Here is a 26,868-nt window from a genome sequence, read left to right as displayed (position 1 = left end):
GTTTAAACGGACTCAAAGACTTTCCTAGTCAGATTTATCTGACTTCCGCTATGCAGCGCAAAAATTTATTGATTTCTTGGCGGAACGAAAAGCTGGTGCAGGGTCTGAATAATCAGACATTGATAATCAATTAATCAATTAATCAATTCTCGAAATAACTGCTTATGAACCGTCTAACCAATTTGTTTCAAAACAAAGCCATTTTATGGGTCAGTGTTGTTCTTGTGCTTGTTGTTTACTGGATGATAGTGAATTTTGCTATGTAAACAGATTCAATTAGTTATTAAATCTAGCAATTCTAAATCATTCGTGAACAACAAGATTCCCGACTTAGGATACCACTGGCGAATAGGGGCTAAGAAGATGTTTGTAAAGTCTGGGTTTGCTTGATTTAAAAGTCAGGTTTCAAACCCTAATAATTCAATGCACACAGATAAAAATTACCTGTGTGCATCAATAATCTATTGAACTTTAATATTTAGTATGTCGGTACAGATGGATCAATTTCCTTACTCCAAGCCAGAATACCACCCTTGACGTTTGTACCATCAATTCCTGCTTGCTTGAGAATTCCCAAAGCTTTTGCAGAACGCATACCCGACTTACAATGGACAATCAAGCGATGACCGTTGACTAATTCCTGGACTTTGTCTACACCATTACCATTTTCGATATCAGGTAAAGGTAGTAAGACAGAGCCAGGAATCTTAGCAATTTCATATTCATGTGGGTTGCGGACATCCAGCAGTACAAAATTGTCACTACCACTATCCAACAACTGCTTCAATTCCTGAACAGTCATTTCAGAAAGTTCCATTTGCTGTTTCGCCTCCTCTGCTTGCGCTTGTGGAATACCGCAGAATTGTTCGTAATCTATCAACTTTTCAATTACTGGACGTATCGGATTGGGACGCAATTTCAATTCGCGGAATTTCATTTCTAAGGCATTGTACAGCAGTAAGCGTCCACTTAAAGTATTGCCCTGACCCATAATAATCTTAACGGTTTCTGTTGCTTGGATGATACCAATCATTCCCGGCAAAATTCCCAAGACACCGCCTTCTGCACAAGAGGGAACCATCCCTGGTGGTGGGGGTTCTGGATACAAATCACGGTAATTTGGCCCACCCTCGTAGTTAAATACCGTTGCTTGACCTTCAAAACGGAAAATGGAACCGTAGACGTTGGGTTTATCTAGCAATACACAAGCATCGTTGACAAGATATCGCGTTGGGAAATTATCAGTTCCATCAACGACAACATCATAAGGTTTAACAATATCGAGAGCGTTTTCGGAACTCAGACGAGTTTCGTATAGATCAACCTGACAATAGGGGTTAATTTCGAGAATGCGATTCTTGGCTGATGCAATCTTGGGTTTACCCACCCAAGAAGTACCGTGAATCACCTGACGTTGGAGGTTGGAAGTATCAACAACATCGAAATCAACAATACCAATGCGTCCAATACCCGCCGCAGCCAGATATAAAAGTAACGGTGAACCTAGTCCACCTGTACCGATACACAGTACACTAGCAGCTTTGAGACGCTTTTGCCCTTCTAATCCTACTTCCGGCAAAATTAAATGTCGGGAGTAGCGTTCGTAATCGTCTTTCGTCAGCTGGATTTCATCCAAATTCGGATTTAGCATAGCAGTTAGATGAGGAAGCGCGGACTTTTTATCCTACCCAAAAACGATACCCTTTGTGTCTTTGTATCTTGAGTGGTTTTTAAAATAACTTTTCAATTGTTTCTGGTTGGAACTGGTGGTGATCATCAAGACACCAGCTGTTGATCTCAGCAGCTTTGCCATTCTGCACAGAAACAATAATGTATGAGTATTCTTGCCAAGCACACTGTCGGTCAAATTCTGAGGGAATTGCTGGATAGTCGGGATGAGAGTGATAAATACCTATTATATCGATAGAACGTGTCCGTGCTGCTTTTTGTGCTTGTAACATGACTTGAGGCGCGATCGCATACCTGCGCTTCTTCTCATATATGATTTGATCACCAGGAAAATCCAGTGCTGCTTCAGCACTCCAAGCATTTTCTGTAGGCATAATTTCTACTATAGTTTTACCATCATCGCCACGATGACCAAAAATAATCCCACAGCACTCCTCTGGGTAAGTAGTTTCAGCGTGACTGTAGATGGTTTGTAAATTTTGGGGAGTAAGTTGAATCATACTGTTATCAGTTAGTAGTTAGTATAAGAATCCACTTTGATCTATGAACTTACTTGTGAAGATAGGGAACAGGAAACAGGGAACAGGAAGTTTACCTAGCTTCGCAAAAATCAAATAGTATTCCTAATAGTTGATTTCTAACCACTAACTACTAATTTATCTATGACTAAGTTTATCGATGAACAATTCTAGGAGTTCTTTAGCTTCCACTGTTTTGCTGACTAGGCGATCGTAATCAGAAGAATCGAGCATATCCAACTCATAACACAGCAGCAGATAATACTCTACCTCAATGGCTGCATCCTTTGCGGTTTCCAAAAAATTAACTTGCTCTTCTCTCTCTTCGCGATTGCATCCCTGGGCTATTTTAACGGGGATTGCGGAACAGGCTAAACGTATTTGTTGCGTTAACCCCAGTAATTCTTCTTCGGGGAAAGACTGGGTGGTTTCATAGACCGCAACTGTTAACTCATGGGCTTTTTCCCATTCTTTGAGTTCTCTGAAGTCTGTCATTTTGATTGTATACCCCTAAAAAATAGTAGGGTGGGTAGTACCCACCCTACTACTATGCCATTCGATGGGGGCTAGTGCTAGTTGTTAGGTGTTTGTTATTTGGGTAATGAATTTACCGTGTCAATAACCTCTTAACTCAATAGCTACGCTAAGGTGTTTATGAGATATAACGCTATTTATTACAATCAGGAGAATAAACCTTATTTTCAAGCAATTATTTATAATTATCTTAATCACATGCCACCTTTACCTACATACACTCAAAAACCTCAGACAGAAACCTACACTGAAATTATTGATGTTCGCTCTCCCAGAGAATTTAGCGAAGATCATATTCCTGGCGCAATCAATTTACCTGTACTAAATAATTCCGAACGCACAGAAGTAGGAACTATATACAAACAGATCAACACGTTTCAAGCCAGAAAAGTTGGTGCGGCTTTGGTAACAAAGAATATCTCTGAGCATATCACTCAACACTTTGCCAAGAAAGAAAAGAGCTATCATCCTCTTGTGTATTGCTGGCGGGGTGGACAGCCTTCTTTAAGTATGGCTATAGTACTTGGTCAAATTGGTTGGCGTGTAACCCTACTTGAAGGTGGCTACAAAACTTATCGCGCTTATGTGCGTCAACAAATAGAAGAATTGCCCAAAAAATTTACCTACAAAATACTGTGTGGTTTAACTGGTAGTGGGAAGACCTACATTTTAAGGCAAATGCGTGAGCGTGGCACTCAAGTATTAGATTTAGAAAATTTGGCTCAACATCGTGGTTCTGTATTTGGTGAAGAATGGCAAGATAAACTTTCATCCCAGCCTACCCAAAAGTACTTTGAATCACTACTATTGCAGCAACTTCAAAGCTTTAATCCTAACCAGCCAGTTTGGATAGAGTCAGAAAGTAGAAAAATAGGTAAAGTCTATTTACCGAAGTCTTTGTGGGAGAAAATGAAACAGGCCTGTTGTGTAGATATTCAACTACCAATCACAGCCAGAGTCAAGTTTCTTTTACAAAAATATTCCCACTTTATAGAATATCCTGATATTTTAAAAGCAAAATTGGAAAAACTCAAAGACCGCTATGGCTGGGAAAAAGTAAATCAATGGTATCAATTAATTGATGCTGAAAAGTGGGAATTATTGATCAGAGATATTTTATCTAATCACTACGATCCAACCTATCGCAAATCAATTCAACGAAATTTTAGTAATTTCAAAGAGATGCGATATCTGTACGATTTATCTGATGAGAGTATACGCGCGTTGCTAGATTTAAGTTTGTAGTGGCGATGTGAGTAGCCTGCAATTTAAATCTTAGTCTCATAGCTAAAGTCCAATATTAAATTTACAAGCAAATTTTATTGCATCAATTTAGGTTTATCAAGCGACTTACCGAACGGCTACTTCCCATCTTTTTTCTGTCTGTTTGATTTCAAAAGTCTGACTGGATTGTAAAAATTTAATAAAATTACTATTTAACTGCAAACTTTTAATTTGCTCAGTAATTGATTTGCCATATTGCTGACTAAACTTACTACCCAATATGCCAATATCAACGTAACTTCCAGGAGATTTAATTGTTAAATGAATGAGAATCTGTTTAAGTGCCTCTTCTAAATCAGTTTTAGATTTAATATTAGATACTAAAGATAAGGAAGTACTATTTTGCTGAATTGTATTAATACTATTTAATTCTGGGTATTCACGAATTTCAAATAACGCTATATACAACTCAGAATTTTCATCAATTTGATGTATAACAAATTCATTAGGATAGTTGATAAAAATATCTCTTGCTCTTTTATTAGGTAAATGCTTAGATACTACTTCGTTAATACTGAATTTATATTTATTTTCATAAATTTGTGAAATTTTAGATAATTGAATCCAATAACTATTTGTGCTTTTTTGCTCGGCTTTGATAATTTTTTTTAGTTGTTGAATAAAAGTTTCCAGTGACGGTAGATTTGGGATAAAATTAATGACTTTACCTGTATTACTATTAAATACAGTCAGACTTTCTCCCTGTTTACTCACCCTGTATACTGTCAACCCATTTTGCTGAAGGTGGTTACAAAGATTTGTCATGACATGATCTGTTGAACAAACTAAGATTTCTTTAGCTTTTGGGTAACGCTCATGAATTGATGAGCCAAAAGCGATCATTTTACCATCAGCATTGTCTTTACCAGATGGAACGTGAATTAATTCATAACCACGTTCATGAAGTTGAATATCAATTTTACCCATGCTGCGCCAATTAGCAAAGGCAATTTTAACTTGTAAACAACAAGCACAAACTGTTGTTAAAAACTTTTCTGTTTCGACATTAATTTGGAGATTTTCTGCATCTAAAAGTAAAATTGCTATGCCTATATTTTGCATAGATTGATTGTCATTAGTAAGATTATTCTGTTCTGATATATCTGGTTTTTGATGAAGATATAAGTTATGTTGCTCAGAATTGTGAGAAGAAAGTTGACGAACTGTATCTAGTAGATTTATCAATATAGGTGAATCAAAAGATTCAAGAGTGAGGATAGCTTTCAAAAATCTTGGCAATTCTGAAAATAAGGCATGATCAGTGTGATTTGAGTTGAGGAATTCTATTAATTTTGCTGTGAATGCAGATTGATTGCGACTACTACGCCAGTCTATATTTCTATATTTTTCTAGTAATAACTCTGGTTGTTGTTCTTGAATGAGTGCGATCGCTTGATAAACGTAGTTACTTATCTGATTGATCAAGATAGTCTCATCAGGCTTCAGCAAAAGATTGTTATTGGTCATACTCAAACACTTTAGGGAAGCGCTATAGCTCACACTTTCATGAAAGAAAGTAATGTTTTATCTTATATCCAATGACTATCTATCTGAAAGTCGTAAAACTACTGAGGAAAAACCGTTTTGTATTTTGTGTTCAATCACAAGCTACTAGTTACAAAATTGACCACTGTACAAGGCGATGCACACCGATGGATTTATCGGTTTGCTACTAAGTTAATTCCCTATTCCCCGATCCCCGTTCCTGCAAATGCTGCTTTAAAGCTTCTGGGATATTTACCGCTTTATCTAAACCACGCACATCTTCCCATTCTAAATTTTCATTCCAAGTCATTTTTTCTAGGTTGGCGTCGCTGAGGTCTGCGCCACCTAAAATTGCATAACTCAGGTTTGTGTAGCTGAGATCAGCACCACTGAGGATCGCACCACTCAAGTTACTACCACTGAGGTTGGCGCTGCTGAGGTTGGCGTAACTCAGGTCAGTAGCCAAAAGAATTGCGTCGGTGATGTCTGCGCCACTGAGATCAGCTTCGTTGAGAACCACGCCACTGAGATCGGCTTCATTGAGAATAACATTGGTGAGGTCTACGCCACCAAGGTCTGCACCTAGAAGAATGGCGCTTTTGAGGTTAGCACCATTGAGTTTTGCACCATTGAGTTTGGCATAGCTGAGATCAGCACAGATGAGAATGGCATTTCTGAGGTTTGTGCTAAAAAGAATGGTGTCGCTGAGGTTAGTGCTTTTAAGATTAGCATGATTGAAATTTGCACCACTAAGGTCAGCACGGCAAAGATCAGCATAATCAAGATTAGCACCGTTGAGGTTGGCATCACTGAGATTAGCGCCAAAGAGAATCGCGTGATTAAGATAGCTACTGCTGAGTTTTGCATCCCTCAGATTAGCACTGGTTAAGTTAGCATGGCTAAGATCGGCACCACTGATGTTAGTGCTGCTGAGGTCAGCGTGACTGAGATCAGCACGGTAAATATCGGCACAACTAAGATTAGCGCCACTGAGGTTAGTACTGCTAAGGTCAGCACACCTGAGATTCGCACCACTGAGGTTAGCACCACTGAGGTTAGCATCGCCAAGGTTGACAGCGCTGAGATTAGCACCGCTAAAGTTAACACCAGTCAGATTTGCATCCCCAAGATAAGCACCACTGAGATTAGCACCGCTAAAGTTAACACCAGTCAGGTTCGCATCCCCAAGATAAGCGCCGCTAAAGTTGTTACCTTTGAGGAATTCCCCAACAACATTAGCAAAATTACCAATTTCGATCGCATCGCTATAATTGATGACACGCAGCAGTTGGGATGTAAAAAAATTATCTTTGTGCCGTTGACCAGAGGGATAAAAATTTATTTGGGCTTTGATGTCATCTTGTTGTTGGGCATAACGATGCAATTCCAAGAGTAAAATCAACACATTCAGTCCTGTATTGATATCTACTTGTCGCAGTCCGATCGCAAGATTTTGGGCTTGCAACTGCAACATTTTTTTCTGTGGTAAGTTTTCACTGGGTACTGCATCTATAAATACCCCCTCACACCAACGATGATAAAAATCTGCTAAACGCTGAAATAACAGTACAGGTCGAAAATTCTTACTAGTAACCAACCTCTGCATTACTGCTTCGACAATTTCAATCTTGAATGCACTATTTCCCAATAAGTCATAAATATTCTCATCTAACTGGCGATCGCTTGTTTGAAATTTCCATCTATCGCTAGTTTTTGTCCATTCTTCCAAACTTTGTTGCAATTGTTCCGGCGAGAGCAGTTCTTTGTAATTATTTTGAGTATTGTTACTTTTTACTAAAGTAAAAACCCCTTCGAGTTCAAGACCCGTTACATTTGATCTCTCTTGTTCTTCGATTCTTCTAACATAACTTACCAAACGCTTCCACACTTGATATAATAGTGCCATACATGTATCTGTTAATACTGCTAACTCAATAATGTTTATCCCTAAATATCGGACTTTCTCCTGCTAATGTGATTGTCAAATACGTTGATCTGCTGTACTAGTTTACACATAATCCTGTTTTAAGCTATTACTCAACATTTTCCTCTGATTTCAATCAAAATGTCTGCTTAAAAACGTTTTCGTTTTTCATGAACCCTAAGCTGTCTGATTGAGTTGTGATGCTAACTTGTCAGCATCTTTAAATTTGATCAAATATCAAAACAATAGATTCTGTTTGCTACAGATATAGTTGTTAGCAAAAATACTACAGTAAAACATCGCAGAAAAGCTCATCAATGTCATTAACAGCTAACATAAAAGTTTCTTGCTTGATATTGAGCGTTAATATGGGTTGTCATCTGCCACGAGTCTAAGTTTTCACTGGAGAATATTTTTGATAGACCGTAGCAAGTCAGCCAATAGTAGCAGTAAGGACATTTTGCCTTGCAAGTATTAAAAATGAGATAATGAACGAAGCCAGGAACTTTCGGATGAAGAGACTAATTTATTATGTTGTTGCTTTACCTAGTTTATTTTTAGGAATAATCATCGCTAGCGGTAAGACACTGGCTGTGGAAGCGGGGAATAGGGAGACAGAGAAAGTCTCTGTGTCTGGTAAAATCACCGTCCCGATGTCTTCTCCTCTACCTTTATCCAAGATTTGGGTGATCAAAAACAATCAACAATCACAGCGTCAATCTTTCATTTGGGTAAAAAATACTCGAAAAATTGAGCAGCAGCCTTTTTTACTGATCGCGAAAGATTCAGAGAAGCCGGGTAAAGATAAACCAGAAAAACCAGATGATAAACCCGATTCTACTTCCAAACCATCAAAAAAAGAAGAATTGGAAGACTTTAACACAGTCATCAAAAATACTCAAAAGCAGCAAGGTTTATTTACTATTTACCGCAACAAAGAAGACAATAAAATATATCTAGAGGTCAAACCAGAGCAACTAAAGAAAAATTTTCTCGCCACAGCAACCTTAGAATCAGGTATTGGTGAAGCTGGTATCTACAGTGGTATGCCTTTGCAGGATTTTTTGTTTTATTTCGAGCGTGTCAATGATAAATTAAACTTTGTTGTCCGCAACGTCAATTTTCGTACTCGTGAAGGAGATCCCCAGGCGCGATCGCTAGCGCGGTCATTTAGTGACTCAGTTCTCTATTCTATAGACATCAAAAGCATTCATTCCCAAAGCAAATCTATTTTAATCGACCTCAGTGATTTGCTACTGACAGATATCGCCGGATTAACTTCAAGTTTGGGATTACCTGGAAGTGCTGATGAATCTTATTTTGGCAACGCCAAAGCTTTCCCGCAAAATGTCGAAATTGAATCTGTGATGAATTTCTCTGGTAGTAGCGACGATGAAGAAGATGAAGAAACACAAAGCTTCATGACCGTACCAGATAGCCGTGGCTTTACCTTACGCGTTCACTACAGTCTTTCTCAACTCCCAAATAATAATTACCAACCCCGACTAGCAGACGATCGCATCGGCTATTTTCTCACCGCTTACCAAGACTTATCCAACGATGAACGCAAAGAGCCGTTTGTCCGCTACATTAACCGTTGGCATTTAGAAAAACAAGACCCCAACGCCTCTATTTCTCCCCCCAAAAAACCCATAGTCTTTTGGATTGATAACGCCGTACCCTTAGAATACCGCACCGCCATTACTGAAGGCGTCTTGATGTGGAACAAAGCCTTTGAAGCAGCTGGATTTAAAGATGCCATCCAAGTCAAACAAATGCCGGATAATGCCAAATGGGACGCTGCGGATATCCGTTACAACACAATTCGCTGGATTAACACCGTAGATGGATATTTTGCCATGGGGCCTTCCCGCGTCAATCCAATCACAGGAGAAATCTTAAACGCCACAATTTTAGTAGATGCGAGTTTTGTCCGCGCCCTGAAAAACGAGTATCGCCAAATTATCCAACCCAACGAGCAACAAAACAGAACTTCCTTAACAGCATTAATGCAAAATCGTTTGCTTTGTACCAATGGTTTAGAAGCAAACCAAAACTCAGTCAAATCAAAGCTATTTACCAAACACCTATCGAAACTAGCTGGAGAATATGACCTTTGTTACGGTATGGAAGCTGCTAACCAATTTGCTTTTGGTTCTATAGCAATGTCACTTCTCCAACAAACACCTCCCACTAGTGACCAGGTGAAAAATTATATCCATCAATATTTAAGGTTAATTATTGCTCACGAAGTCGGACATACTCTGGGGTTACGTCACAATTTCCGTGGTAGCACGATGCTGACACCAGAACAACTGAACAATACAGATATCACCCGCAACAAAGGGCTAGTTTCATCTGTAATGGATTATATTCCCCCAAATCTTGCCCCCAAAGGTCAAAAACAAGGAGATTATTTTCCTAACATCGTCGGGCCTTATGATGATTGGGCAATTCAATACGGCTACACTCAATTTTCAGCAGCAACCCCCACAGCCGAAAAACCCTTTTTGAATGAAATTGCCGAAAAATCAGACCAACCAGAATTGACTTATGCTACAGATGAAGACATGTACGACCTAGATCCGACTGCTGACGCTTGGGATAACAGCAACAATGTCTTAGTTTATTCTCAATGGCAGTTAGAAAATGCCCGGATTATATGGGATCGTCTCAACCAGCGTGGCCCTGTCGATGGCGATAGCTATAGCGATGTCAGAGAACAGTTTGGTACAGTATTGGGAAATTATTTCCAAAATATTTTTTACGCGACAAAATATATTGGTGGACAATCTTTTTATCGAGTTCATCCTGATGATAAACAAAGAAAACTACCCTTTCAACCAGTACCATTAGAAAAACAACGGCAAGCATTAGCGCTTTTGCAAAAGTATGTCTTTGCCGAAGATGCTTTTAACTTCTCACCAGATTTGCTGAATAAATTAGCCCCATCCCGTTGGCGACATTGGGGTAGTAGTCCCCGTATCGGTCGCTTAGACTATCCGATTCATGATTGGGTATTGTTCATGCAAAGTCTAGTGTTGTGGGATTTGCTTTCCGGCGATCGCCTTTCCCGCCTCAAAGACATGGAATACAAAAATAAAGCCGAAAATTCCCTGACCTTACCTGAGTTATTTGATACTCTACAAAATGGGATTTGGACAGAAGTATTAAAACCCCAAGGCAAAACCGTCGAGATTTCTAGCTTACGTCGAGGCTTACAGCGCCGATACGTCGAAACTCTCAATGAAATGGTGTTGCGAAAACAAGAGGTTCCAGAAGATGCCCGGACTCTAGCTTGGTATAACTTGAAACAACTATCTGAAAAACTGGATAACGTTCGTGGTGGTGACGAATATACCAAAGCACATTTACTAGAGACACGCGATCGCATCAAGAAAGTTTTGGATGCACCTTTGCAGGGAAATTAGAAAAGAAGATGGGGAGTGAACTACCCCAGGGGTAGTTCAGAAATAGATCCATACAATTGCGCTAGTGATTAGTTTGACATATACTTACGCTTGACGCATGTAACCTTGAAGGTTACACTTCGAGTGTAATTAACCTTATTGTGATTAAAAAATTCAAGCACAAAGGACTAAAAAAGCTTTTTGAAGATGATGACAAGAGCGGTGTTCAAGCTTCCCACGCAGACAAGCTTTTAGATATACTTGACAGACTTGATGCATCTTCTGATGTTGAAGACATGCGATACCCCGGTTCTGGACTTCATCAACTGCAAGGAGACAGAAAAGGAGAATGGTCAATCACCGTGTCTAAAAATTGGCGTTTAACCTTCACATTTGAAGATGGAGATGCTTACAACGTAAATTACGAAGATTATCACTAATTTATTTAAAAATATGGTTAATAAAAGAAAACCCAGACATCCAGGAGGGTTAATCAAGCGCCAATATCTTGATCCTCTTAATCTGACAATTTCTGAACTTGCCGAAGTTCTTGGTGTATCTCGGAAAACCGTATCTGAGATAGTTAACGAACAGGCAGGAATTACACCAAACATGGCTCTTCGTTTGTCTAGAGCTTTTCAGACGACTCCTGAGCTTTGGCTGAACCTTCAGCAAAAATACGACCTTTGGTGTGCTGCAAATGAGTCTCAGACATGGAAAGAAATATCGCCCATTAATTTAGAAGCCTGCTAATTCCCATTGTTGTTAATGGAAAAATGACCCTTACTTTTGATCAAAATGCTTATCGCAATCTGTTGGCGGAGGTTACTCCTACAGCAATTGAGACAGAACAAGAGTACGAACGTGTTTTGCAAGTAGTAGAACAGCTAACTTTTAAAAATAATCGCACGATTGAAGAGCAAATCTTACACAAGTTACTAGTAATATTGGTTGAAGCATATGAAACGCAAAATTATCCGATGGATGAATCCGCGCCTCATGAAATTCTTCAACACATTATGGAAGCCAGTGGAACTCGTCAAGCTGATTTAGTAGGTATTATTGGCTCAAGTGGTGTAGTGTCGGAAGTTGTGAATGGTAAACGTTCCATAAGTAAAGCACAAGCCAAAGCCCTTGGCGATTATTTCAAAGTATCGCCTAGCCTGTTCATCTAAGTACAACATTACAACAAATCAATCAAAGAAAACTGTCGTTGTTTATCTAATTCTTGCAACCGCAACTTTTCTGCATAAAAAGCTTGATAATATGATTGCCAACGTTCAGGTTCAGCTTTCGGATCAGTTTGTTCCCACAATTCCAAGAAATGACGATAACGTTTTTCTCTCAATACCCGTTCCATACAAGCAGTAGTTGCTTGAACAACATGGGGAGTACGTAATATTTCTTTCTCATTTTTTTCGTTGAGTTGAAATAGATGGGAAACTAACGCCATTTCTTCAGAAAATTGCAAACATTTGTCTTGCACCGTTGAGATTAAATCATCTTCTAAATTATCAGATGCAAGTTCTAAAATTTGTCGCCACAAAAAGCGATGGTTAGAAAGACTAAACTGCAAATCTCGTTCTTCTAAAGCATCGTTGATGGCTTGGCGCTGTTCGGGACAATGCAGATATATTCGCAGTAATAAAGCTTCTGCTTGTTCTAGTAGACTTTTTTCCGAAGTTGCAGAAGTTTTTTTACTTGTCTGTGTTGATAAATCTTGGTTTTGTCTGTAGTGCGATCGCGCTATACTTCTGATATTATTTTGCGGCGCAACTTGAGTCAACAGATTTTCGACTCGCAAGGGTACTAGTCTAGCGTCTCCTAAAGCTAAAATTTCTGCACAATAAGAAACGTAATAATTAAGCGTATCTATATTAGTAATATTTTTGAGTAATTTAACTAATTGCTGCGAGACTTGTTGAAAATCTGTAGCTTGTTTTAAGTCCCGATCTTTTGTGATTTGCTGAATTTGCCAATTTAACCACAAAGGTGCATTCGCTAACAGTTGTTGATAATCTGCGGATGTATGGGTATGTAAATATTCATCAGCGTCTTTACCATCGGGTAAATTGAGGATTTTTAGTTGCACTTCGCCCTTGTACGCCAGTTCCGCAATTTCTCCAATCGCCCTTTCGGCGGCGATATTACCAGCTTTATCGGCGTCAAAGTTGAGTATGAGTTGTTTCGAGTCGGTGTAGCGTAATAATAACCGTACTTGGTCTATACTGAGGGCAGTACCCAAAGAAGCAACAGCATTATTAATTCCAGCTGCATGAAGAGCGATCGCATCAAAATATCCTTCCACCACCACAGCTTGATCCATTTGGGAAATACCAGCTTTTCCTTTGTCAAGAGCAAATAAAGTTTTACCCTTATTAAATAATTCAGTTTCTGGTGAATTAAGATACTTCGGTTGTTCATCGCCCAAAGTTCTACCACCAAAAGCAATCACCCGTCCCATCACATCGTGAATCGGAATCATCAAGCGATCGCGAAATACATCATAATACCCACTGCTTTCTTTGCGGGGTTTAATTAACCCGGCTTTTTCCACCAACTGTACTGGATAGCGCTTATCTTCCACTAAATAACGGTAGAGAGTTTCCCAAGCCGCCGGAGCATAACCCAAGTTAAACTGCACAATAGTCTCATCTTGCAGTTGGCGTTTTTGTTGCAGATACTCAAGGGCGACTTGTCCTTGGGGCTGTCTGAGGGCATGTTGATAAAATTGGGCAGTAGAAGCGAGAATTTCGTAAAGTTGCGATCGTTCTGATAATTGTCTTTGTAACTCCTGTCTTTGTTCTGGTTCGAGAGTTTGCACAGGAATTTGGTAACGTCGCGCCAAATCCAGCACCACTTCCGCAAAAGAATGCTTATGCAAGTCCATGAGAAACTTGATTGCATTCCCCCCTGCTTGGCAGCCAAAACAGTAATACATTTGCTTTGTGGGACTGACGGTAAAACTGGGAGATTTTTCGTCGTGGAAAGGACACAAACCCACAAAATCTTTACCACGCCTGCGTAAAACAACGTGTTCCGAGATGACATCATAAATGTCAGCCCGTTGTTTAATTTCCTCTATAGTGTCTGGGTGTAGGCGGGGAGTGTACATATTGGGGATTGGGGAGCAGGGATTGGGGATTGGGGAAAGGGGAAAGGGGATTGGGCTAAACAAATCAAAAGTCAAAAGTCAAAAGTCAAAAAATTCTTAATTTTGTAGGCGCAAGCCTTCCCGTAGGGTATTTTGAATTGTTTTGTCCCCGATCCCCGATCCCCGATCCCCAATCCCTGATCGCTATTATATTCTTGTTCCCAAGGCAATAATGATGTATTCAATTACTTACACTGAGATTTTAGTAAGAGGAAATACTGAAAATGGGACGTGTTTTTCTTTCCGCAGCCCACGGAGGCAAAGAAACGGCTGGAATTGATCCAGGTTCAATTGCTGGAGGTACAACAGAAGCCAGAGAAATGATTTTGTTGCGTGATTTAATTTTGACAGAATTGAGAGCGCGCAGTTTTGAAGTGTTATCAGTTCCCGATGACTTGAGTGCCAAACAAACTATCGACTGGATCAATTCTCGTGTTCGTCGTGGTGATGTCGCCTTGGAAATTCACGCTGACGCTGCTAGTAGCCCTTCTGTGCGTGGGGCTAGTGTTTTTTATATTGCCAACAATGATGAACGCAAAAGCAATGCAGAATTAGTATTAATGGGGTTACTACGACATGTTTCGCAATTACCTAACCGAGGAGTGAAACCAGATACAAATTCGGGTATGGGTAGTTTAGCATTTTGTCGCCAGACACAAGCGCCTGCTTTGTTAATGCAAGTTGGTTTTTTGAGTAATCCAGAAGATCGTGGTTTACTACAAAACCGCCGTCGTGATTTTGCTGTGGGTATAGCTGATGGACTCGCAGCTTGGAGTCGTACTGTTGACCCTGGTTCAGAAGGTAGTGAACCAAATTACCCAGCAATTAATATTAACATTAATGGACAAAAATATTCTGAACAAGGGATATTAGTTGATGGTAATGCTTACATCCCAATTGACTTAGCGGATCGCTTACAAATTGATCTATCAAAAGCACCAAATGTTCGCCGGATTACCTATCGTCGAGTTGTTTATGTTAAAGCTATTGAACTACGAGAATTTCATATTTCTATCAGTTGGGATAGTACGAGTCGTACCGTAACTTTACGTTCTAACTTAGTAATTTGCTCTGGTCAAGTTGACAAAATCATGTCTCATGGTAATGCTTCCGAAGTGCAGCTACAAATATTTCTCAAAAATAACAATGAAAATGCCTTAGTCAAGTTTCCTGACATCGGCAAACTCTATCGGGAAGAAGCTACAATTGAAGGGGTTAACTATGACATTGCTTTCTGTCAAATGTGTGTAGAAACAGGTTTTTTACGCTTTGGCGGTGATATTAAATTAGAACAAAATAACTTTGCAGGTTTAGGAACAATTGGCGGAGGTAGCGAGGTTGCAAGTTTTGAAAGTGCCAGAATAGGTGTGAGGGCGCATATTCAACACTTGAAGGCTTACGCTAGTTTAGAACCTCTGGTACAGGATGTAGTAGACCCAAGATTTCGTTTTGTCACTCGTGGAATCGCTCCCTTACTAGGTCAATTATCAGGGCGATGGTCAGCAGATTTAAATTATGGCGACAAGATAATAGCGATGCTCAAACGTCTGTATGAATCAGCAGGTTTGATGTAGAATAAATAAGAGTTATGAATTATGGAAAATTTAGTAACTCACTTCATTATTTACCTTTGTTTTTGAAAATATCTACAGATCAATCTACCAGGATCAATATCATCAAATGGCACAATATTTCCATCTTCTTCAACTTTATTTTGATCACGACAGTTGTAAATTTCCAGGGGTTTTTTAATTCCATCTACACTGACAATTGCCCTGTATTCCCAATAATTTTTAGCACTGCGTTTAATACTAATAATACAAATTTGGTGTCCTTGCAAATTTCGGCAGACAGAAGCTTGAACAGGAGATATGACAGAGAAAAAAAGTACTAGTACTAGACCAAAAATGATCCAAGCTGATAAATATTTAATTTGCATGATAAGTATAATTTATGTACAAATAAAAATTTTAGGGTGGTATTGTCCACCCTAGAAAATTTCTCAAAATCAAATGATTGTTATATCTTAACTGAGCTGAAGATTTGTAGCGATTTTCAACTCAATCAGGTACAAAACCTCACCTCCATCACCATAATCCAGAACTCAACTATGAAACCCTCAACTCTCGATTCCAAAGAATTTGACCAGAATTTTTCCGGGACGCTTTCAGATTATGTCACTGCGATCGCTTGGTCGCCTCAAGGTACAATACTTGCTGTGGCTTCTGCTGCTGGGGAAGTCGCACTCTGGCAAAATGACGAGTTAACAACTTTGCAAACTGGCAATAATAGTTCTGTTGACTGCCTTGCTTTTTCTGATGATGGGCAATTTTTAGCTGCTGCTGGACAAGGTGGTCAGGTTAAAATCTGGCAAGGAACTGAATTAATTGCTACTTTAGAAAATGCCCCTGCCTGGGTTGATCAACTAGCTTGGAGTCCCAACACTCACCAGTTAGCTTTTAGCTTGGGGCGGCGTGTGCAAATATGGAATGCAGATACTTGTGAGATTGTTGTCATTCTCAATTTTGAGTCTTCATCAGCATTGGGTATTGATTGGCGTAGCGACGGAAAATACTTAGCTATCGCTGGTCATCAAGGTATAAAAGTATGGAATTGCCAAGATTGGAATCAAGAACCATACAGCCTAGAAATACCTTCTGTCAGTCTTGCTATGGCATGGTCGCCTGATGGCAAATATCTGGCTTCTGGTAACATGGATCGCACGATCACTGTAGTTGAAAGTCAGTTATTAGTCTCTGGTAATGACCCCCAGCCTTGGGTGATGCGGGGTTTTCCTGGTAAAATTCGCGAAATCGCTTGGTCTAGTGTTAGCGATCAAAATGGTGTACCGATTTTGGCTTGCTGTAGCGTTGACGGTATTGTTGTTTGGCAAAAGTCCTTGGATGAATCTCTAGGTTGGGAAGCCACTGTATTAACCAATCATGTAGATATAATTAATGCGATCGCCTTTGCACCGAAAAATTTTCTTCTGGCTTCTGCGGGTTCTGATGGCTGGATTTGTCTGTGGAAAGATGCTAACCAAGTATCACAAATTCTCACAGGCGCATCCAATGGCTTTTCATGTTTAGCTTGGCATCCCCAAGGTAAGCTACTAGCTGCTGGTGGTAAAGAAGGTGAATTATTTATTTGGGCAAAAACAGAAAAGTGAAATCTACTCACACCAAATTAGGAACCATTATTACTCATGACAAGCCAGTAAAGGCTGGCTATGCTATATTTCTATAGAGTGTTTTTATCAATTTATGAACATAATCAAACTAATTTTACTTGCTTTTCCTGTAGTCTTTGCTTCTATGCTGGTGGTAGTAAATCCAGCGGCTGCATCTCCCCTTCAACCTGCACCTGCTATCACACAACAGATCACATTGGTATCTGCACGACCTGTTCACCAATTGGTTGCACCCAACTTATCTAGTGATTCTCAATCGATCATTGATCAACTTGGTTGCAATTGCGCTACCTGTGTGCAAGCTAAACTCCAGATAGAAGGCAAACTTTCACTGGTTGATTTAGTGTAGGTTTTTTAAAAGCACCGTAAATATTGCTAAACAGGCTGGGGAGTTATGAATTAGTTCATAACTCCTTGTTTTTTTGTCGCGCCAACACCAGACTCATTAAACTATTAACTAAGCGATCGCGTGATAAGGGAATCATTTCTTTGCCATATAACATCTCTTGCACGATGACATGAGATACCAAAGCACCAAAAAAAATTTGAGCGATCGCCTCTGGATCATCTATGTTTAATTCTGGGTGATCAGCAAAATATTTAATCAATAATTTTTTACCCTGCTGAATCACTGTGTGAGTATAAAGTTTTGCTAATTCGGGAAAATTTTCTGACTCTGCCAAAATTAGTCGCAACAAGGGCAGATAATCAGGGTTATCGACAATTTTAGTAAAAAATACTGTAGTTAATTTACGTAAAAATACTGAAGGATCATCTTGGAATTCGCTAACACAAAATACGTTCTGAAAATTCTCTATAGTCATCCTTTCTATTAATGCTTTGAACAGTCCCTTTTTATCTCGAAAGTTACTATATACAGTTTGCTTAGAAACTCCTGCTTCCGCACTCACCCGGTCCATACTCGTGCCAGCATAACCTGAACTTAAAAATACACGCATGGCTCCTTGCAATATTTGCTCCTGCTTTTGCGTAACAGCAGGTGATTCATTTGTTACCAAGGTTGTAGATTTAGGGAAAGGAGTTTGCGACATAGATGTTAAATTTTTTTGGCTATCTCTTGCTAGATCATACTAAACTGTCTAGTATGATGAACATAATCACAGAAAGTTGGCGGAAATAAATCGCGAGTTACAAAACCTTTGCGCCTTCCCTTTTTTCCCTTTCCCCAACCTCCATCAATCAACGTTGCGTGTTGAATTAACAGGGTAAAACCATGACTCAGACTGCGCCCCAACCTACAGAAGGTCTTAAAGATGCTTCATTACCCAGGAATAAAGAAAAGCATCGCCAAAAGCCAATACCTTTAATTATTGGGCTACTGCTGTTGGTAAGTGGGATTGGCTATGGAGTCTGGAGGTGGCTGCAACCACCAATCACAGAAGATATACTCAAATTCAGTGGCAGAATAGAAGGCTACGAAACCGAAATTGCGGTGAAACAATCAGGGAGAATTGAAACTATTTCTGTCCGAGAAGGCGTAGCAGTTAAGAAAGGACAGCAGTTAATCCAGCTAGATGATAGTACTGTCAAAGAACTACAAGACCGACTACAAGGCGCACAGGCCCAGGTATCATCAGCCCAATCTGATGAACAGCAAGCGCTTGCAGATGTAGAACGAGTTCAAGGGGAAATTAAACAAATTGATAGTCAAATTGAAGAAGCAAAATTGAATTTATTGCAGTCCCAAGGTGATACTCAAGGACGGGTCAAGCAAGCACAGGCTAATGTCGCCGCAGCCAAAGCCCAACTTGTGGAAGCACAAGCACAAGTCAAGCAGTCAGAAGCAGAAGTAAAATTAGCGAAATTGAACCGCGATCGCTATGCTACACTTGTAAACGATGGGGCGATCAATCAACAACAATTTGACCAAGGTCAAACAACATACGACACCGCAGTCGCGACTGTAGAAGCCAAAAAAGCAGCAGTCAATGCAGCACGAGAACAGTTAAGTGCTGCTGAGGGTGAACTAACGCAAGCCAAAACCACAGGATTTAACCCAGATATCCGTAATACTCAAATTGAAGCACTCAACAGACAACGACAACAGAGTCTTGCTCAATTAAAATCTGTTCAAGCCAAAGTTAAATCTGCTCAGGCAAAAATTAAAGATGCTCAAGCAGCAAAACAGCAAATCCTCACTCAAATTCAAGATGCAAAGAAAGATTTAAATGTTGTCAGTCCTCTGGATGGAGTAGTAACTGCTCGGAGTGCAGAACCGGGAGCTGTTGTCAGCAATCAAAGCAATATTCTCACCATTGTTGACCCCAAAACAATATATCTGCGTGGTTTTATTCCCGAAGGCGATATTGGGAATGTGCGTTTAGGACAAACCACTCAAATTTTCTTAGATTCTGCACCAAAAAAACCCCTGACAGGCAAAGTAATTTCTATTGATCCACAGGCTTCATTTACACCAGAGAATATTTACTTCCAAAAAGATCGAGTTAGACAAGTTGTGGGTATTCGGGTTAGTGTGGAAAATCCTAGTGGTTGTTTTAACCCTGAACAACCGTATAATAACGGTAATTTACCCTGTGCCAAGATTGGGATGCCTGCGGATGGAGAAATTAATTTGAAGGGGGAAGAGGGAAAATCTTAGGTGTAAGTTTTTACCCAAAAAATAGCGGTTTTAGGGGGGAAGGGTGAAACAAGTAGTCACAAATAAAAGTAATATATATTACGCTAAAGATAGCGATTATACTGAAGCCGTCAGTGTTCGTGGTTTGCATAAGCACTATGGTCAACTTGCTGCGGTGCGAGGTATTGATTTCACTGTCTACAAAGGTGAATTGTTTGGGTTGATTGGCCCTGACGGTGCGGGAAAGACAACCACCTTTCATATTTTGGGGGGTGTGATGGAAGCTACAGCCGGAGAAGTGGAGATATTTGATCAAGCTGCACGGGATGCACGTTTGAATATTGGGTATCTGACACAACAGTTTTCGCTGTATCTTGACTTGAGTATTGATGAGAATTTGCGCTACACAGCAGGGTTACGACAAGTACCGGATAATTTATTGTGGGAACGTCGCCAGAAATATCTACAATTGATGAGCTTGGAAAAATTTGGCGATCGCTTGGCGGGACAATTGTCTGGAGGAATGAAACAAAAGCTGGCATTGTGCTGCGCGCTGGTTTCCCAACCAGAAGTTTTGTTACTTGATGAACCGACAACGGGCGTAGATCCAGTCTCACGACGGGAATTTTGGGATGTCCTAGCCGAATTGTCAGCAGAAGGAATGACAATTATCGTTGCAACACCCTACCTAGATGAAGCCGAACGTTGCGATCGCGTCGCCTTAATGTATAGTGGGCAAATTCACGAGATTGGTACACCTGCTCAATTACGCACCAACTTAGGTTTGCATCGCTTAGAAGTCCGCACATCAAATTTAGAAATCGCCGAGCAAGTCTTATCAAACAACGCATCTGCAAATATTGTAGACGTGCAGACATTTGGCGATCGCTTAGATGTCCTTGTCCAAGATGCAACAGAAGGAGAAAACCAAGTCAGGGAATTATTGCAACAACAGCAATTATCTTCTCCTGAAATAGAACAAAATGAACCCACTCTAGAAAACGTCTTTGTTACGCGTCTACGTCAACAAGGTTCTGCACCACAATTTTTTACTTTTCCACGCTCCCGTAAAAGAGGACAAGGAGGACATGGGGGACACGGAGGCAATTTTTCTCCCTCGTCCCCCACCTCTCCTTCCTCTTCCCTAGCAATCTCCGCCCGCAACCTCAGTCGTATCTTTGGTAAATTCCAAGCAGTCAAAAGCGTCAATGTAGAAGTGCGTTATGGCGAAATTTTTGGGCTTTTGGGTGCGAATGGTGCGGGGAAAACTACAACCATCAAAATGCTGTGTGGCTTACTAGAAGCTAGTGGGGGTGAAATTTCTCTTGGTGGCGAAACTGGTAATCTCCGGAGTCCCCAATTACGGCGACGCATTGGTTATATGAGTCAGAAATTCACTCTTTATGATGATCTGACAATTCTAGAAAACCTGGAGTTTTACAGTGGCGTTTATGGCGTTCCTCGCAAATTGCGCCGAGAAAAAATAGATTGGGTAATTGCTACTTGTGGGTTAAAGGGACAGGAAAAAATGCTGACTGGACAGTTACCCGGTGGTTGGAAGCAACGAGTTGCTTTTGGTGCGTCGGTGATGCACGAACCTGATATTTTATTTTTGGATGAGCCGACATCTGGAGTAGATCCGCTTGCACGGCGTCAGTTTTGGAAACTAATTAACGACTTTGCCCGTAATGGTACAGCGATATTAGTCACAACTCATTATTTAGAAGAAGCTGAACAATGTAACCGCATGAGTTTGATGGTAGCGGGTGAAACTGTAGCGGAAGGTTCTCCGAGTTCAATCAAAGCTTCTCAACCTGGACAATTAATAGAAATTGTGGCGAATAATAATCAAGCTGCATCTAAGTTACTCAAACAACATTTAGATTCCTGGCGAGTTTCTATCTTTGCCAATGGCTTGCATATAGTTCTTGATCACCCTGATGTAGAACTACCAGAAATCCGACAACTTCTCCACTCTGCCAACTTGAGTATAAAATCCCTCCGTCCGATTCCTTTCTCATTAGAAGATGCATTTATTGGGATTGTAGAACGAGCGCAAGGGGAGTAGGAAAGTGTGAGGAGGTTGAGGGAATGAGGGACAAGGGAGAGGGGGGAGACAAGGAAGACAAGGAAGAAAACAGAAAAACAACTACTAACTACTAAATCTTGGGCAATGAAAAGAATTATCGCTCAATGTATTAAAGAATTAGTTCAATTTCGTCGCGATCGCCTGACTTTAGCATTAGCATTTTTATTACCATTCCTCACGCTGTTGATTTTCGGGTTTGCAATTCGCTTGGAAAGTAAGGATATTCCCTTAGTTGTTCAGGATTTTGACCATACTAACCTGAGTCGCAGCTATATTGAGCGCTTGTATGCCACAAATCAGTTTATACCCCATAAATGGTCTGGTACAGATCCGGTACAGGATGCAATTGATCGGGGTATCGCTAAGGCGGCTGTAATTATTCCTCCCGAATTTAGTCGAGATATTCAAGGTGGTAAAAATACTCAAGTGCAAGTATTCATAGATGCGACTGATGTCAATAATGCTCGTGTCATCAAAAATAGCATTGAACAAGTGACCAATTTTTTCATGCGCGATCAAGGATTGTTACCCGCCACTAGTAGCATTACTTCCAACATCCGTCTCTGGTTTAATCCTGGTCGATTAGAATCACTGTATATTGTGCCAGGAACTTATGCAGTTGTATTGTGGATTTTTCCTTCTTTGCTAAGTGCGATCGCTATGGTGCGAGAAAAGGAAAAAGGTACAATCTTGCAAGTATATGCTTCTAGTATTAGTGCCACTGAATTACTACTTGGTAAAGGACTAGCATACCTGTTGATTGCCATTACTGAAGCATTAATCGCTATGATACTAGGCTCGATTGTTTTTCAAGTTGGCTTAGTTGACGATCCTACAACTTTAATTATTGGCTCTGTTTTATTTGTTTTCGATAGTGTATTGTTTGGTTTGTTATTAGGAGTGCGTAGCAGTAATCAAAATGCAGCTGTCCAAGGTGTTTCTTTAATTGGATTTATTACTGCTTTATTACTCTCTGGTTTTATCTATCCACTCAGTAATATTCCTTTTCCACTTTCCCTTATTCCTAATATTGTTCCGGCTCGTTATTACATTGATATCACTCGTGATGCTTTTGTACGAGGGACTGGATGGGCTGGTGTTTGGTTTGATTTAGTTATGCTGGCTATATTGGGATTGATATTGTTTAACGTCTCTCGTCGAATTTTAAGTCGAATGCAATTGCCAGATTAATATTGAAATATAGGAATTAGATTTGATTGGGGAATGGGAAACAGGGAACAGGGAAAAGTAAATTAACTCATACTGAGTTTTTTCCAAAAATAAAATTAATTCTATAAGTACTCAAGCAGAATTAATTCACACATTGTTTTCTTGTTCCCTGTTCCCTCTTCTCACAACATAACAATAAGCGGAATTATTGAGAGGCATTAATTGTTATGACTATGAGCATTGCTCGCTAGGAATAAATAAATATTTTCTCTAAAAAAATTCTATCTCTTATTTTGATTATGAAATTTATTTTTCGATTATTTGAGACTCCTTTGTGGGCATTAATACGTAAAGAATTTTGGCAAATTCTGCGTAACAAACAGCTAATCATCTTATTGATTGTACCGCCAACAGTGCAATTGTTACTATATGGCACAGCCCTTAGTCCTGATGTTCATAATTTGCGTTTAGGTGTGATTGATTATGCCCATGTGGAAGCAAGTCGAGAATTAGTCACAGCCATGACTTCCAATCGTGTTTTTATATTAGAATCAGTTCCCAGCAGTGAAAAAGAATTAAGTCGTCAAGTAGAAGAAGGAAAACTAGACGTCGGTTTAATTATTCCACCAGAATTCCCGCGTCAGCTAGCAGATAAATCAGCCAAGATTCAATTTTTTCTTGATGGAGTAAATGCCAATACAGCAGGTATTGCTGGCGGTTATATTAATCAAATTCTTCAACAATACAATCGCCAATTAGCAAATGAGCAAGCGAGTCCACCTGTGTCACCTCAAGTTGTGTTTCTCTACAATCCTGGATTAACAAGTAGCTGGTTTTTTGTCCCTGGAGTCATGGGTATAGTGTTGACATTAATTGGAACACTGGTATCCTCAGCAACAGTAATTAGAGAGAAAGATACAGGAACATTAGAACAATTGTTGATGACACCTGCGGGAAACTGGGAGATTTTACTTGCCAAAATCGTGCCTTTGGTATTTTTGATGATGGCAGATGTTGTATTAGCTTTGACTTTAGGATTAGTAGTTTTTCATTTACCATTTCATGGTAACATTGCACTGTTTTTCGTCTTGTCGATTGTGTATGTATTTGTGGGAATTAGCTTGGGAATGATGTTAGCAACGATCACGCGATCGCAACAACAAGTGTTACTCACATCCTTTTTTCTTAATATGCCATTAGTACAAACTTCCGGTGCGATCACTGCCATCGAAGCAATGCCACCTTTTTTCCAATACTTGTCTCTCCTCAATCCCTTACGTCATTACATCACCATTGTCCGGGGAATTTTACTCAAAGGGGTAGGTTTTGATGTCCTCTGGATGAACATTTTGGCATTAGTTGGTTTTGCTGTAGTGTTAATGACAATTAGTGTAAAGAGATTTCGCAGCCAGTTAAGTTAATACCAATTTGAAAAAAGAATGCGACAAATAGACCATCTGTAGAGACGCGATAAATCGCGTCTTTACCAAGGATATGTTGCAATCATTAATTGATTTGGGATAAGTACATCGAGATACTGAAATTGTGGATCAACCGATTTTGAATTTGGATTGATTCTACATGAAAAACCCCGGTAATTAGCTGAGTACCGGGGGAGGAGGTTTTCGCAATTTGCTAAAGGACGGCATATGTTTATAATGTACTTATCTTGATGATGAAAAGTTGCCAAAATGGCAGATAAATTAATTGGGTGGAATACAAGTGCATAATAAATGCCAACATTCCTTAGCGATCGCCCAATCTTCTTGAGTTTGAATCACCAAAACGCGCACACTAGAATCTACTGTTGCAATATCTTGATCTTTGGGCGAGGCTTGGTTTTTGGTTTCATCAAGTTTTAGTCCCAAAAATGCAAAAGCTTCACACGCAGCAGATCGCGTTAAAGAATGATTTTCTCCAATTCCACCAGTAAATACAATCGCGTCTAATCCAGAGAGTGCAGCCAACATTGAACCAATGTGCGATCGCAATCTATGAATGTACATATCAAAAGCCAACTGAGCGCGGGTATTACCTTCACTAATAGCTGTTTGAATGGCTCGCATATCAGCAGAAATACCAGAAATACCTTTCAACCCAGAATCGTGATTGAGAATATTATCTAATTTGTCGGCATCTATCCCTTGCTGACGTAGAAGGTAAATTAAAATACCAGGATCGAGAGAGCCACAACGAGTCCCCATCATTAATCCGTCTAAAGGCGTAAATCCCATTGTCGTATCAATACTTTTGCTATTTTTAATTGCTGTCAAAGAGCAACCATTACCTAGATGACATGTAATCAGGCGCAAGGAATTTAAGTCTTTACCTAGTAATTGCGCTGCTCGTTGGCTACAGTATTGGTGACTAATACCGTGAAAACCGTAACGACGGATATTTTCTTGCTCGTACCATGCATAGGGGCCAGGGTAAACAGCCGCAGATAGAGGGATTTGGCTATGAAAACCTGTATCAAATACTGCAACTTGAGGAGCATTAGGAAATACCTTTTCCGCTGCTGTTATTCCCTCCAAGTTTGCTGGATTGTGAATTGGAGCAAAACTAGCTAAACGTCTGATGGCTGCTTTGACTTCTTCTGTCACCACAGTCGGCTGATGGTATTCTTGTCCACCATGTACTACCCGATGACCAACTACATCAATTTCCTGAGCTTCTTTGATCACCTTTGTTTCACCCTCAAGGAGAGTCTGCAATAAATACTCAGTTGCAGATGCATGAGAATCAGCCTGAATTTTTTCATTTAAAACTGCGTTATTAGCAGTTTTAACTTCGAGTTCAGCCAATCCTTGATGATGAGTCCAATCTACACTGGCTTTCCAAAGCGGCTTTAGTGGATGCTCCGGTAAGCGATCGCCCACGATTTCATATAAACAACTTTTCTGACTACTTGACCCGGCGTTAAGTACTAAGATTTTCATAATTTGTCATTGGTCATTGGGCATAATTAAGAAATTTTTGACTTTTGACTTTTGACTTTTGACTTTTGACTTTTGACTTGTTTAAGTCCCCGGTCGTGAGCGCAATTCTTCTGTCATGTAATTGCGATCGCCTAATACTTGCAGCATGGGGCCATGAATATCAAATTTAACAATACTGACAGAGGTCGCTGGCATATCAATGCGATCGCGATAGCGTCCTAAATCAATGCCTAATAAGTTGCAAAGTATAATCCGAATCGTGGCTTTATGAGAAACTACTAAAACGTTTCCTTCTGGGTATTTTTCCTTAATTTCCGTGATCACAAGAGAAGCACGGCTAGCAATCTGCACTGCTGTCTCTCCTCCTGTGGGTGGGTTCCAAGCTGGTTCGGCTAACCAACGTAAGTAATCATCTAAATAGTACTGCTTGACAAAATCGACGTCTTGACCTTCCCATTTGCCATAATTGATTTCTTTGAGTCCGTCCCGCAGTTCCATTTTCACGCCTATAGCGTCACACAATGGCTTGGCTGTGGCAATAGTTCGCTTTTTGGGACTGACATAAATTGCTGTCCAAGGTATAGAGCTATAAGCTTCGGCGAATGCTTTAGCCATGAGTGTCCCTTCCGGTGTTAACTCTGGATCTAGCTCTCCACAGTATCCGCCCGTTTGGCTGTAAATTGTTTCGCCATGTCGCAGCAAATGTAGTTTTAAAGCCATAAAATTTCTCCAACCACTCCTTTTAACTAATTCGGCGGAATTCCCCATCCGTCTATACGGTGGGGATGAATAGCCGGAAAGTGACGAAACCATCCCCGACTAATATTGACCACAGGTCAATCAGGGAGTGGGATGTTTGAGGAACTTTCAACCTTTGGGATTG

Annotated in this window: 22 protein-coding genes; 12 read left to right on the top strand and 10 right to left on the bottom strand. The window is 40.1% G+C overall.

The genetic code is table 11. The annotated features are described in order from the left end of the window. Positions 1 to 478: 478 nt before the first annotated feature. The 3 genes from moeB to ACE1AT_RS22395 form a co-directional block, all read right to left on the bottom strand. On the bottom strand, positions 479 to 1,651 hold the full coding sequence (gene moeB, locus ACE1AT_RS22405; protein ID WP_374872349.1) for a molybdopterin-synthase adenylyltransferase MoeB: 1,173 nt from the start codon (positions 1,649 to 1,651) through the stop codon (positions 479 to 481). Positions 1,652 to 1,730: 79 nt separating this feature from the next. After that, on the bottom strand, positions 1,731 to 2,189 hold the full coding sequence (locus tag ACE1AT_RS22400) for a Mov34/MPN/PAD-1 family protein (RefSeq protein ID WP_374872347.1): 459 nt from the start codon (positions 2,187 to 2,189) through the stop codon (positions 1,731 to 1,733). Between the two features lie 156 nt (positions 2,190 to 2,345). Continuing rightward, a complete protein-coding gene (locus tag ACE1AT_RS22395; protein ID WP_374872345.1) occupies positions 2,346 to 2,702 on the bottom strand; it encodes a four helix bundle protein in 357 nt (118 codons plus the stop codon). Positions 2,703 to 2,939: 237 nt separating this feature from the next. Between ACE1AT_RS22395 and mnmH the strand changes: the two genes are divergently transcribed. After that, on the top strand, positions 2,940 to 3,986 hold the full coding sequence (mnmH, locus tag ACE1AT_RS22390; RefSeq protein WP_374872369.1) for a tRNA 2-selenouridine(34) synthase MnmH: 1,047 nt from the start codon (positions 2,940 to 2,942) through the stop codon (positions 3,984 to 3,986). Positions 3,987 to 4,091: 105 nt separating this feature from the next. Here the strand turns inward: mnmH and ACE1AT_RS22385 are convergent, their stop codons facing one another. Continuing rightward, the gene (locus ACE1AT_RS22385) at positions 4,092 to 5,492 is read right to left on the bottom strand and encodes an NYN domain-containing protein (RefSeq protein ID WP_374872343.1); all 1,401 of its coding nucleotides are present in this window, start codon (positions 5,490 to 5,492) and stop codon (positions 4,092 to 4,094) included. A gap of 205 nt (positions 5,493 to 5,697) precedes the next feature. After that, positions 5,698 to 7,416 (bottom strand): pentapeptide repeat-containing protein, encoded by a 1,719-nt coding sequence (locus ACE1AT_RS22380; protein WP_374872341.1) that lies wholly within the window; start codon positions 7,414 to 7,416, stop codon positions 5,698 to 5,700. Between the two features lie 530 nt (positions 7,417 to 7,946). Between ACE1AT_RS22380 and ACE1AT_RS22375 the strand changes: the two genes are divergently transcribed. The 4 genes from ACE1AT_RS22375 to ACE1AT_RS22360 all read left to right on the top strand — a co-directional run bounded on the left by ACE1AT_RS22375 (position 7,947) and on the right by ACE1AT_RS22360 (position 12,019). Beyond that, a complete protein-coding gene (locus ACE1AT_RS22375) occupies positions 7,947 to 10,865 on the top strand; it encodes a zinc-dependent metalloprotease (RefSeq protein ID WP_374872339.1) in 2,919 nt (972 codons plus the stop codon). Between the two features lie 140 nt (positions 10,866 to 11,005). Next, positions 11,006 to 11,284, top strand: coding sequence for a type II toxin-antitoxin system RelE/ParE family toxin (locus ACE1AT_RS22370; protein WP_374872337.1), 279 nt, complete (start codon positions 11,006 to 11,008; stop codon positions 11,282 to 11,284). Positions 11,285 to 11,297: 13 nt separating this feature from the next. Then, positions 11,298 to 11,597 (top strand): HigA family addiction module antitoxin, encoded by a 300-nt coding sequence (locus ACE1AT_RS22365; protein WP_374872335.1) that lies wholly within the window; start codon positions 11,298 to 11,300, stop codon positions 11,595 to 11,597. 23 nt (positions 11,598 to 11,620) lie between these two features. Next, positions 11,621 to 12,019, top strand: coding sequence for a type II toxin-antitoxin system HigA family antitoxin (locus tag ACE1AT_RS22360; protein WP_374872333.1), 399 nt, complete (start codon positions 11,621 to 11,623; stop codon positions 12,017 to 12,019). An 8-nt stretch (positions 12,020 to 12,027) separates the two neighbouring features. On the opposite strand, the gene dnaG is transcribed toward ACE1AT_RS22360, so the two are convergent. Beyond that, the gene (dnaG, locus tag ACE1AT_RS22355) at positions 12,028 to 13,959 is read right to left on the bottom strand and encodes a DNA primase (RefSeq protein WP_374872331.1); all 1,932 of its coding nucleotides are present in this window, start codon (positions 13,957 to 13,959) and stop codon (positions 12,028 to 12,030) included. A 263-nt stretch (positions 13,960 to 14,222) separates the two neighbouring features. Here dnaG and ACE1AT_RS22350 point away from each other — a divergent pair, with 263 nt between their 5' ends. Continuing rightward, the gene (locus ACE1AT_RS22350; protein WP_374872329.1) at positions 14,223 to 15,572 is read left to right on the top strand and encodes an N-acetylmuramoyl-L-alanine amidase; all 1,350 of its coding nucleotides are present in this window, start codon (positions 14,223 to 14,225) and stop codon (positions 15,570 to 15,572) included. Between the two features lie 50 nt (positions 15,573 to 15,622). On the opposite strand, the gene ACE1AT_RS22345 is transcribed toward ACE1AT_RS22350, so the two are convergent. Beyond that, positions 15,623 to 15,937 carry a hypothetical protein gene (locus tag ACE1AT_RS22345; RefSeq protein WP_374872327.1) on the bottom strand — a complete coding sequence of 105 codons (315 nt, stop codon included), beginning with the start codon at positions 15,935 to 15,937 and terminating at the stop codon, positions 15,623 to 15,625. Positions 15,938 to 16,108: 171 nt separating this feature from the next. Here ACE1AT_RS22345 and ACE1AT_RS22340 point away from each other — a divergent pair, with 171 nt between their 5' ends. Next, positions 16,109 to 17,167: a WD40 repeat domain-containing protein gene (locus tag ACE1AT_RS22340; protein WP_374872325.1), complete on the top strand. Its 1,059-nt coding sequence runs from the start codon at positions 16,109 to 16,111 to the stop codon at positions 17,165 to 17,167. Positions 17,168 to 17,261: 94 nt separating this feature from the next. Beyond that, positions 17,262 to 17,537, top strand: coding sequence for a hypothetical protein (locus tag ACE1AT_RS22335; RefSeq protein WP_374872323.1), 276 nt, complete (start codon positions 17,262 to 17,264; stop codon positions 17,535 to 17,537). A 55-nt stretch (positions 17,538 to 17,592) separates the two neighbouring features. Here ACE1AT_RS22335 and ACE1AT_RS22330 read toward each other — a convergent pair whose 3' ends face one another. Continuing rightward, positions 17,593 to 18,240: a TetR/AcrR family transcriptional regulator gene (locus ACE1AT_RS22330; protein WP_374872321.1), complete on the bottom strand. Its 648-nt coding sequence runs from the start codon at positions 18,238 to 18,240 to the stop codon at positions 17,593 to 17,595. Positions 18,241 to 18,422: 182 nt separating this feature from the next. On the opposite strand from ACE1AT_RS22330, the gene ACE1AT_RS22325 reads away from it, so the two are divergent. The 4 genes from ACE1AT_RS22325 to ACE1AT_RS22310 all read left to right on the top strand — a co-directional run bounded on the left by ACE1AT_RS22325 (position 18,423) and on the right by ACE1AT_RS22310 (position 24,467). Further along, positions 18,423 to 19,808, top strand: a complete 1,386-nt coding sequence (locus tag ACE1AT_RS22325) for an HlyD family secretion protein (RefSeq protein ID WP_374872319.1) — start codon at positions 18,423 to 18,425, stop codon at positions 19,806 to 19,808. Positions 19,809 to 19,851: 43 nt separating this feature from the next. After that, a complete protein-coding gene (locus ACE1AT_RS22320) occupies positions 19,852 to 21,855 on the top strand; it encodes an ATP-binding cassette domain-containing protein (protein ID WP_374872317.1) in 2,004 nt (667 codons plus the stop codon). 105 nt (positions 21,856 to 21,960) lie between these two features. Further along, positions 21,961 to 23,067 carry an ABC transporter permease gene (locus ACE1AT_RS22315; RefSeq protein ID WP_374872315.1) on the top strand — a complete coding sequence of 369 codons (1,107 nt, stop codon included), beginning with the start codon at positions 21,961 to 21,963 and terminating at the stop codon, positions 23,065 to 23,067. Positions 23,068 to 23,345: 278 nt separating this feature from the next. Continuing rightward, positions 23,346 to 24,467 carry an ABC transporter permease gene (locus tag ACE1AT_RS22310; RefSeq protein WP_374872313.1) on the top strand — a complete coding sequence of 374 codons (1,122 nt, stop codon included), beginning with the start codon at positions 23,346 to 23,348 and terminating at the stop codon, positions 24,465 to 24,467. Between the two features lie 282 nt (positions 24,468 to 24,749). Here the strand turns inward: ACE1AT_RS22310 and ACE1AT_RS22305 are convergent, their stop codons facing one another. Then, on the bottom strand, positions 24,750 to 25,985 hold the full coding sequence (locus ACE1AT_RS22305) for an acetate/propionate family kinase (RefSeq protein WP_374872311.1): 1,236 nt from the start codon (positions 25,983 to 25,985) through the stop codon (positions 24,750 to 24,752). 81 nt (positions 25,986 to 26,066) lie between these two features. Beyond that, positions 26,067 to 26,705, bottom strand: coding sequence for a histidine phosphatase family protein (locus ACE1AT_RS22300; protein WP_374872309.1), 639 nt, complete (start codon positions 26,703 to 26,705; stop codon positions 26,067 to 26,069). Positions 26,706 to 26,868: the final 163 nt, after the last annotated feature.

Origin of the sequence: Pelatocladus sp. BLCC-F211 (genome assembly GCF_041928655.1) — a bacterium.
Taxonomy (GTDB): domain Bacteria; phylum Cyanobacteriota; class Cyanobacteriia; order Cyanobacteriales; family Nostocaceae; genus Pelatocladus.
This window is presented reverse-complemented; position numbering and strand designations above follow the sequence as displayed.

Excerpts from the sequence above, each read along its gene's own strand:
- moeB (WP_374872349.1), bottom strand. The coding sequence starts at position 1,651 with ATGCTAAATCCGAATTTGGATGAAATCCAGCTGACGAAAGACGATTAC.
- ACE1AT_RS22400 (WP_374872347.1), bottom strand. The coding sequence starts at position 2,189 with ATGATTCAACTTACTCCCCAAAATTTACAAACCATCTACAGTCACGCT.
- ACE1AT_RS22395 (WP_374872345.1), bottom strand. The coding sequence starts at position 2,702 with ATGACAGACTTCAGAGAACTCAAAGAATGGGAAAAAGCCCATGAGTTA.
- mnmH (WP_374872369.1), top strand. The coding sequence starts at position 2,940 with ATGCCACCTTTACCTACATACACTCAAAAACCTCAGACAGAAACCTAC.
- ACE1AT_RS22385 (WP_374872343.1), bottom strand. The coding sequence starts at position 5,492 with ATGACCAATAACAATCTTTTGCTGAAGCCTGATGAGACTATCTTGATC.
- ACE1AT_RS22380 (WP_374872341.1), bottom strand. The coding sequence starts at position 7,416 with ATGGCACTATTATATCAAGTGTGGAAGCGTTTGGTAAGTTATGTTAGA.
- ACE1AT_RS22375 (WP_374872339.1), top strand. The coding sequence starts at position 7,947 with ATGAAGAGACTAATTTATTATGTTGTTGCTTTACCTAGTTTATTTTTA.
- ACE1AT_RS22365 (WP_374872335.1), top strand. The coding sequence starts at position 11,298 with ATGGTTAATAAAAGAAAACCCAGACATCCAGGAGGGTTAATCAAGCGC.
- ACE1AT_RS22360 (WP_374872333.1), top strand. The coding sequence starts at position 11,621 with ATGACCCTTACTTTTGATCAAAATGCTTATCGCAATCTGTTGGCGGAG.
- dnaG (WP_374872331.1), bottom strand. The coding sequence starts at position 13,959 with ATGTACACTCCCCGCCTACACCCAGACACTATAGAGGAAATTAAACAA.
- ACE1AT_RS22350 (WP_374872329.1), top strand. The coding sequence starts at position 14,223 with ATGGGACGTGTTTTTCTTTCCGCAGCCCACGGAGGCAAAGAAACGGCT.
- ACE1AT_RS22345 (WP_374872327.1), bottom strand. The coding sequence starts at position 15,937 with ATGCAAATTAAATATTTATCAGCTTGGATCATTTTTGGTCTAGTACTA.
- ACE1AT_RS22340 (WP_374872325.1), top strand. The coding sequence starts at position 16,109 with ATGAAACCCTCAACTCTCGATTCCAAAGAATTTGACCAGAATTTTTCC.
- ACE1AT_RS22335 (WP_374872323.1), top strand. The coding sequence starts at position 17,262 with ATGAACATAATCAAACTAATTTTACTTGCTTTTCCTGTAGTCTTTGCT.
- ACE1AT_RS22330 (WP_374872321.1), bottom strand. The coding sequence starts at position 18,240 with ATGTCGCAAACTCCTTTCCCTAAATCTACAACCTTGGTAACAAATGAA.
- ACE1AT_RS22325 (WP_374872319.1), top strand. The coding sequence starts at position 18,423 with ATGACTCAGACTGCGCCCCAACCTACAGAAGGTCTTAAAGATGCTTCA.
- ACE1AT_RS22315 (WP_374872315.1), top strand. The coding sequence starts at position 21,961 with ATGAAAAGAATTATCGCTCAATGTATTAAAGAATTAGTTCAATTTCGT.
- ACE1AT_RS22310 (WP_374872313.1), top strand. The coding sequence starts at position 23,346 with ATGAAATTTATTTTTCGATTATTTGAGACTCCTTTGTGGGCATTAATA.
- ACE1AT_RS22305 (WP_374872311.1), bottom strand. The coding sequence starts at position 25,985 with ATGAAAATCTTAGTACTTAACGCCGGGTCAAGTAGTCAGAAAAGTTGT.
- ACE1AT_RS22300 (WP_374872309.1), bottom strand. The coding sequence starts at position 26,705 with ATGGCTTTAAAACTACATTTGCTGCGACATGGCGAAACAATTTACAGC.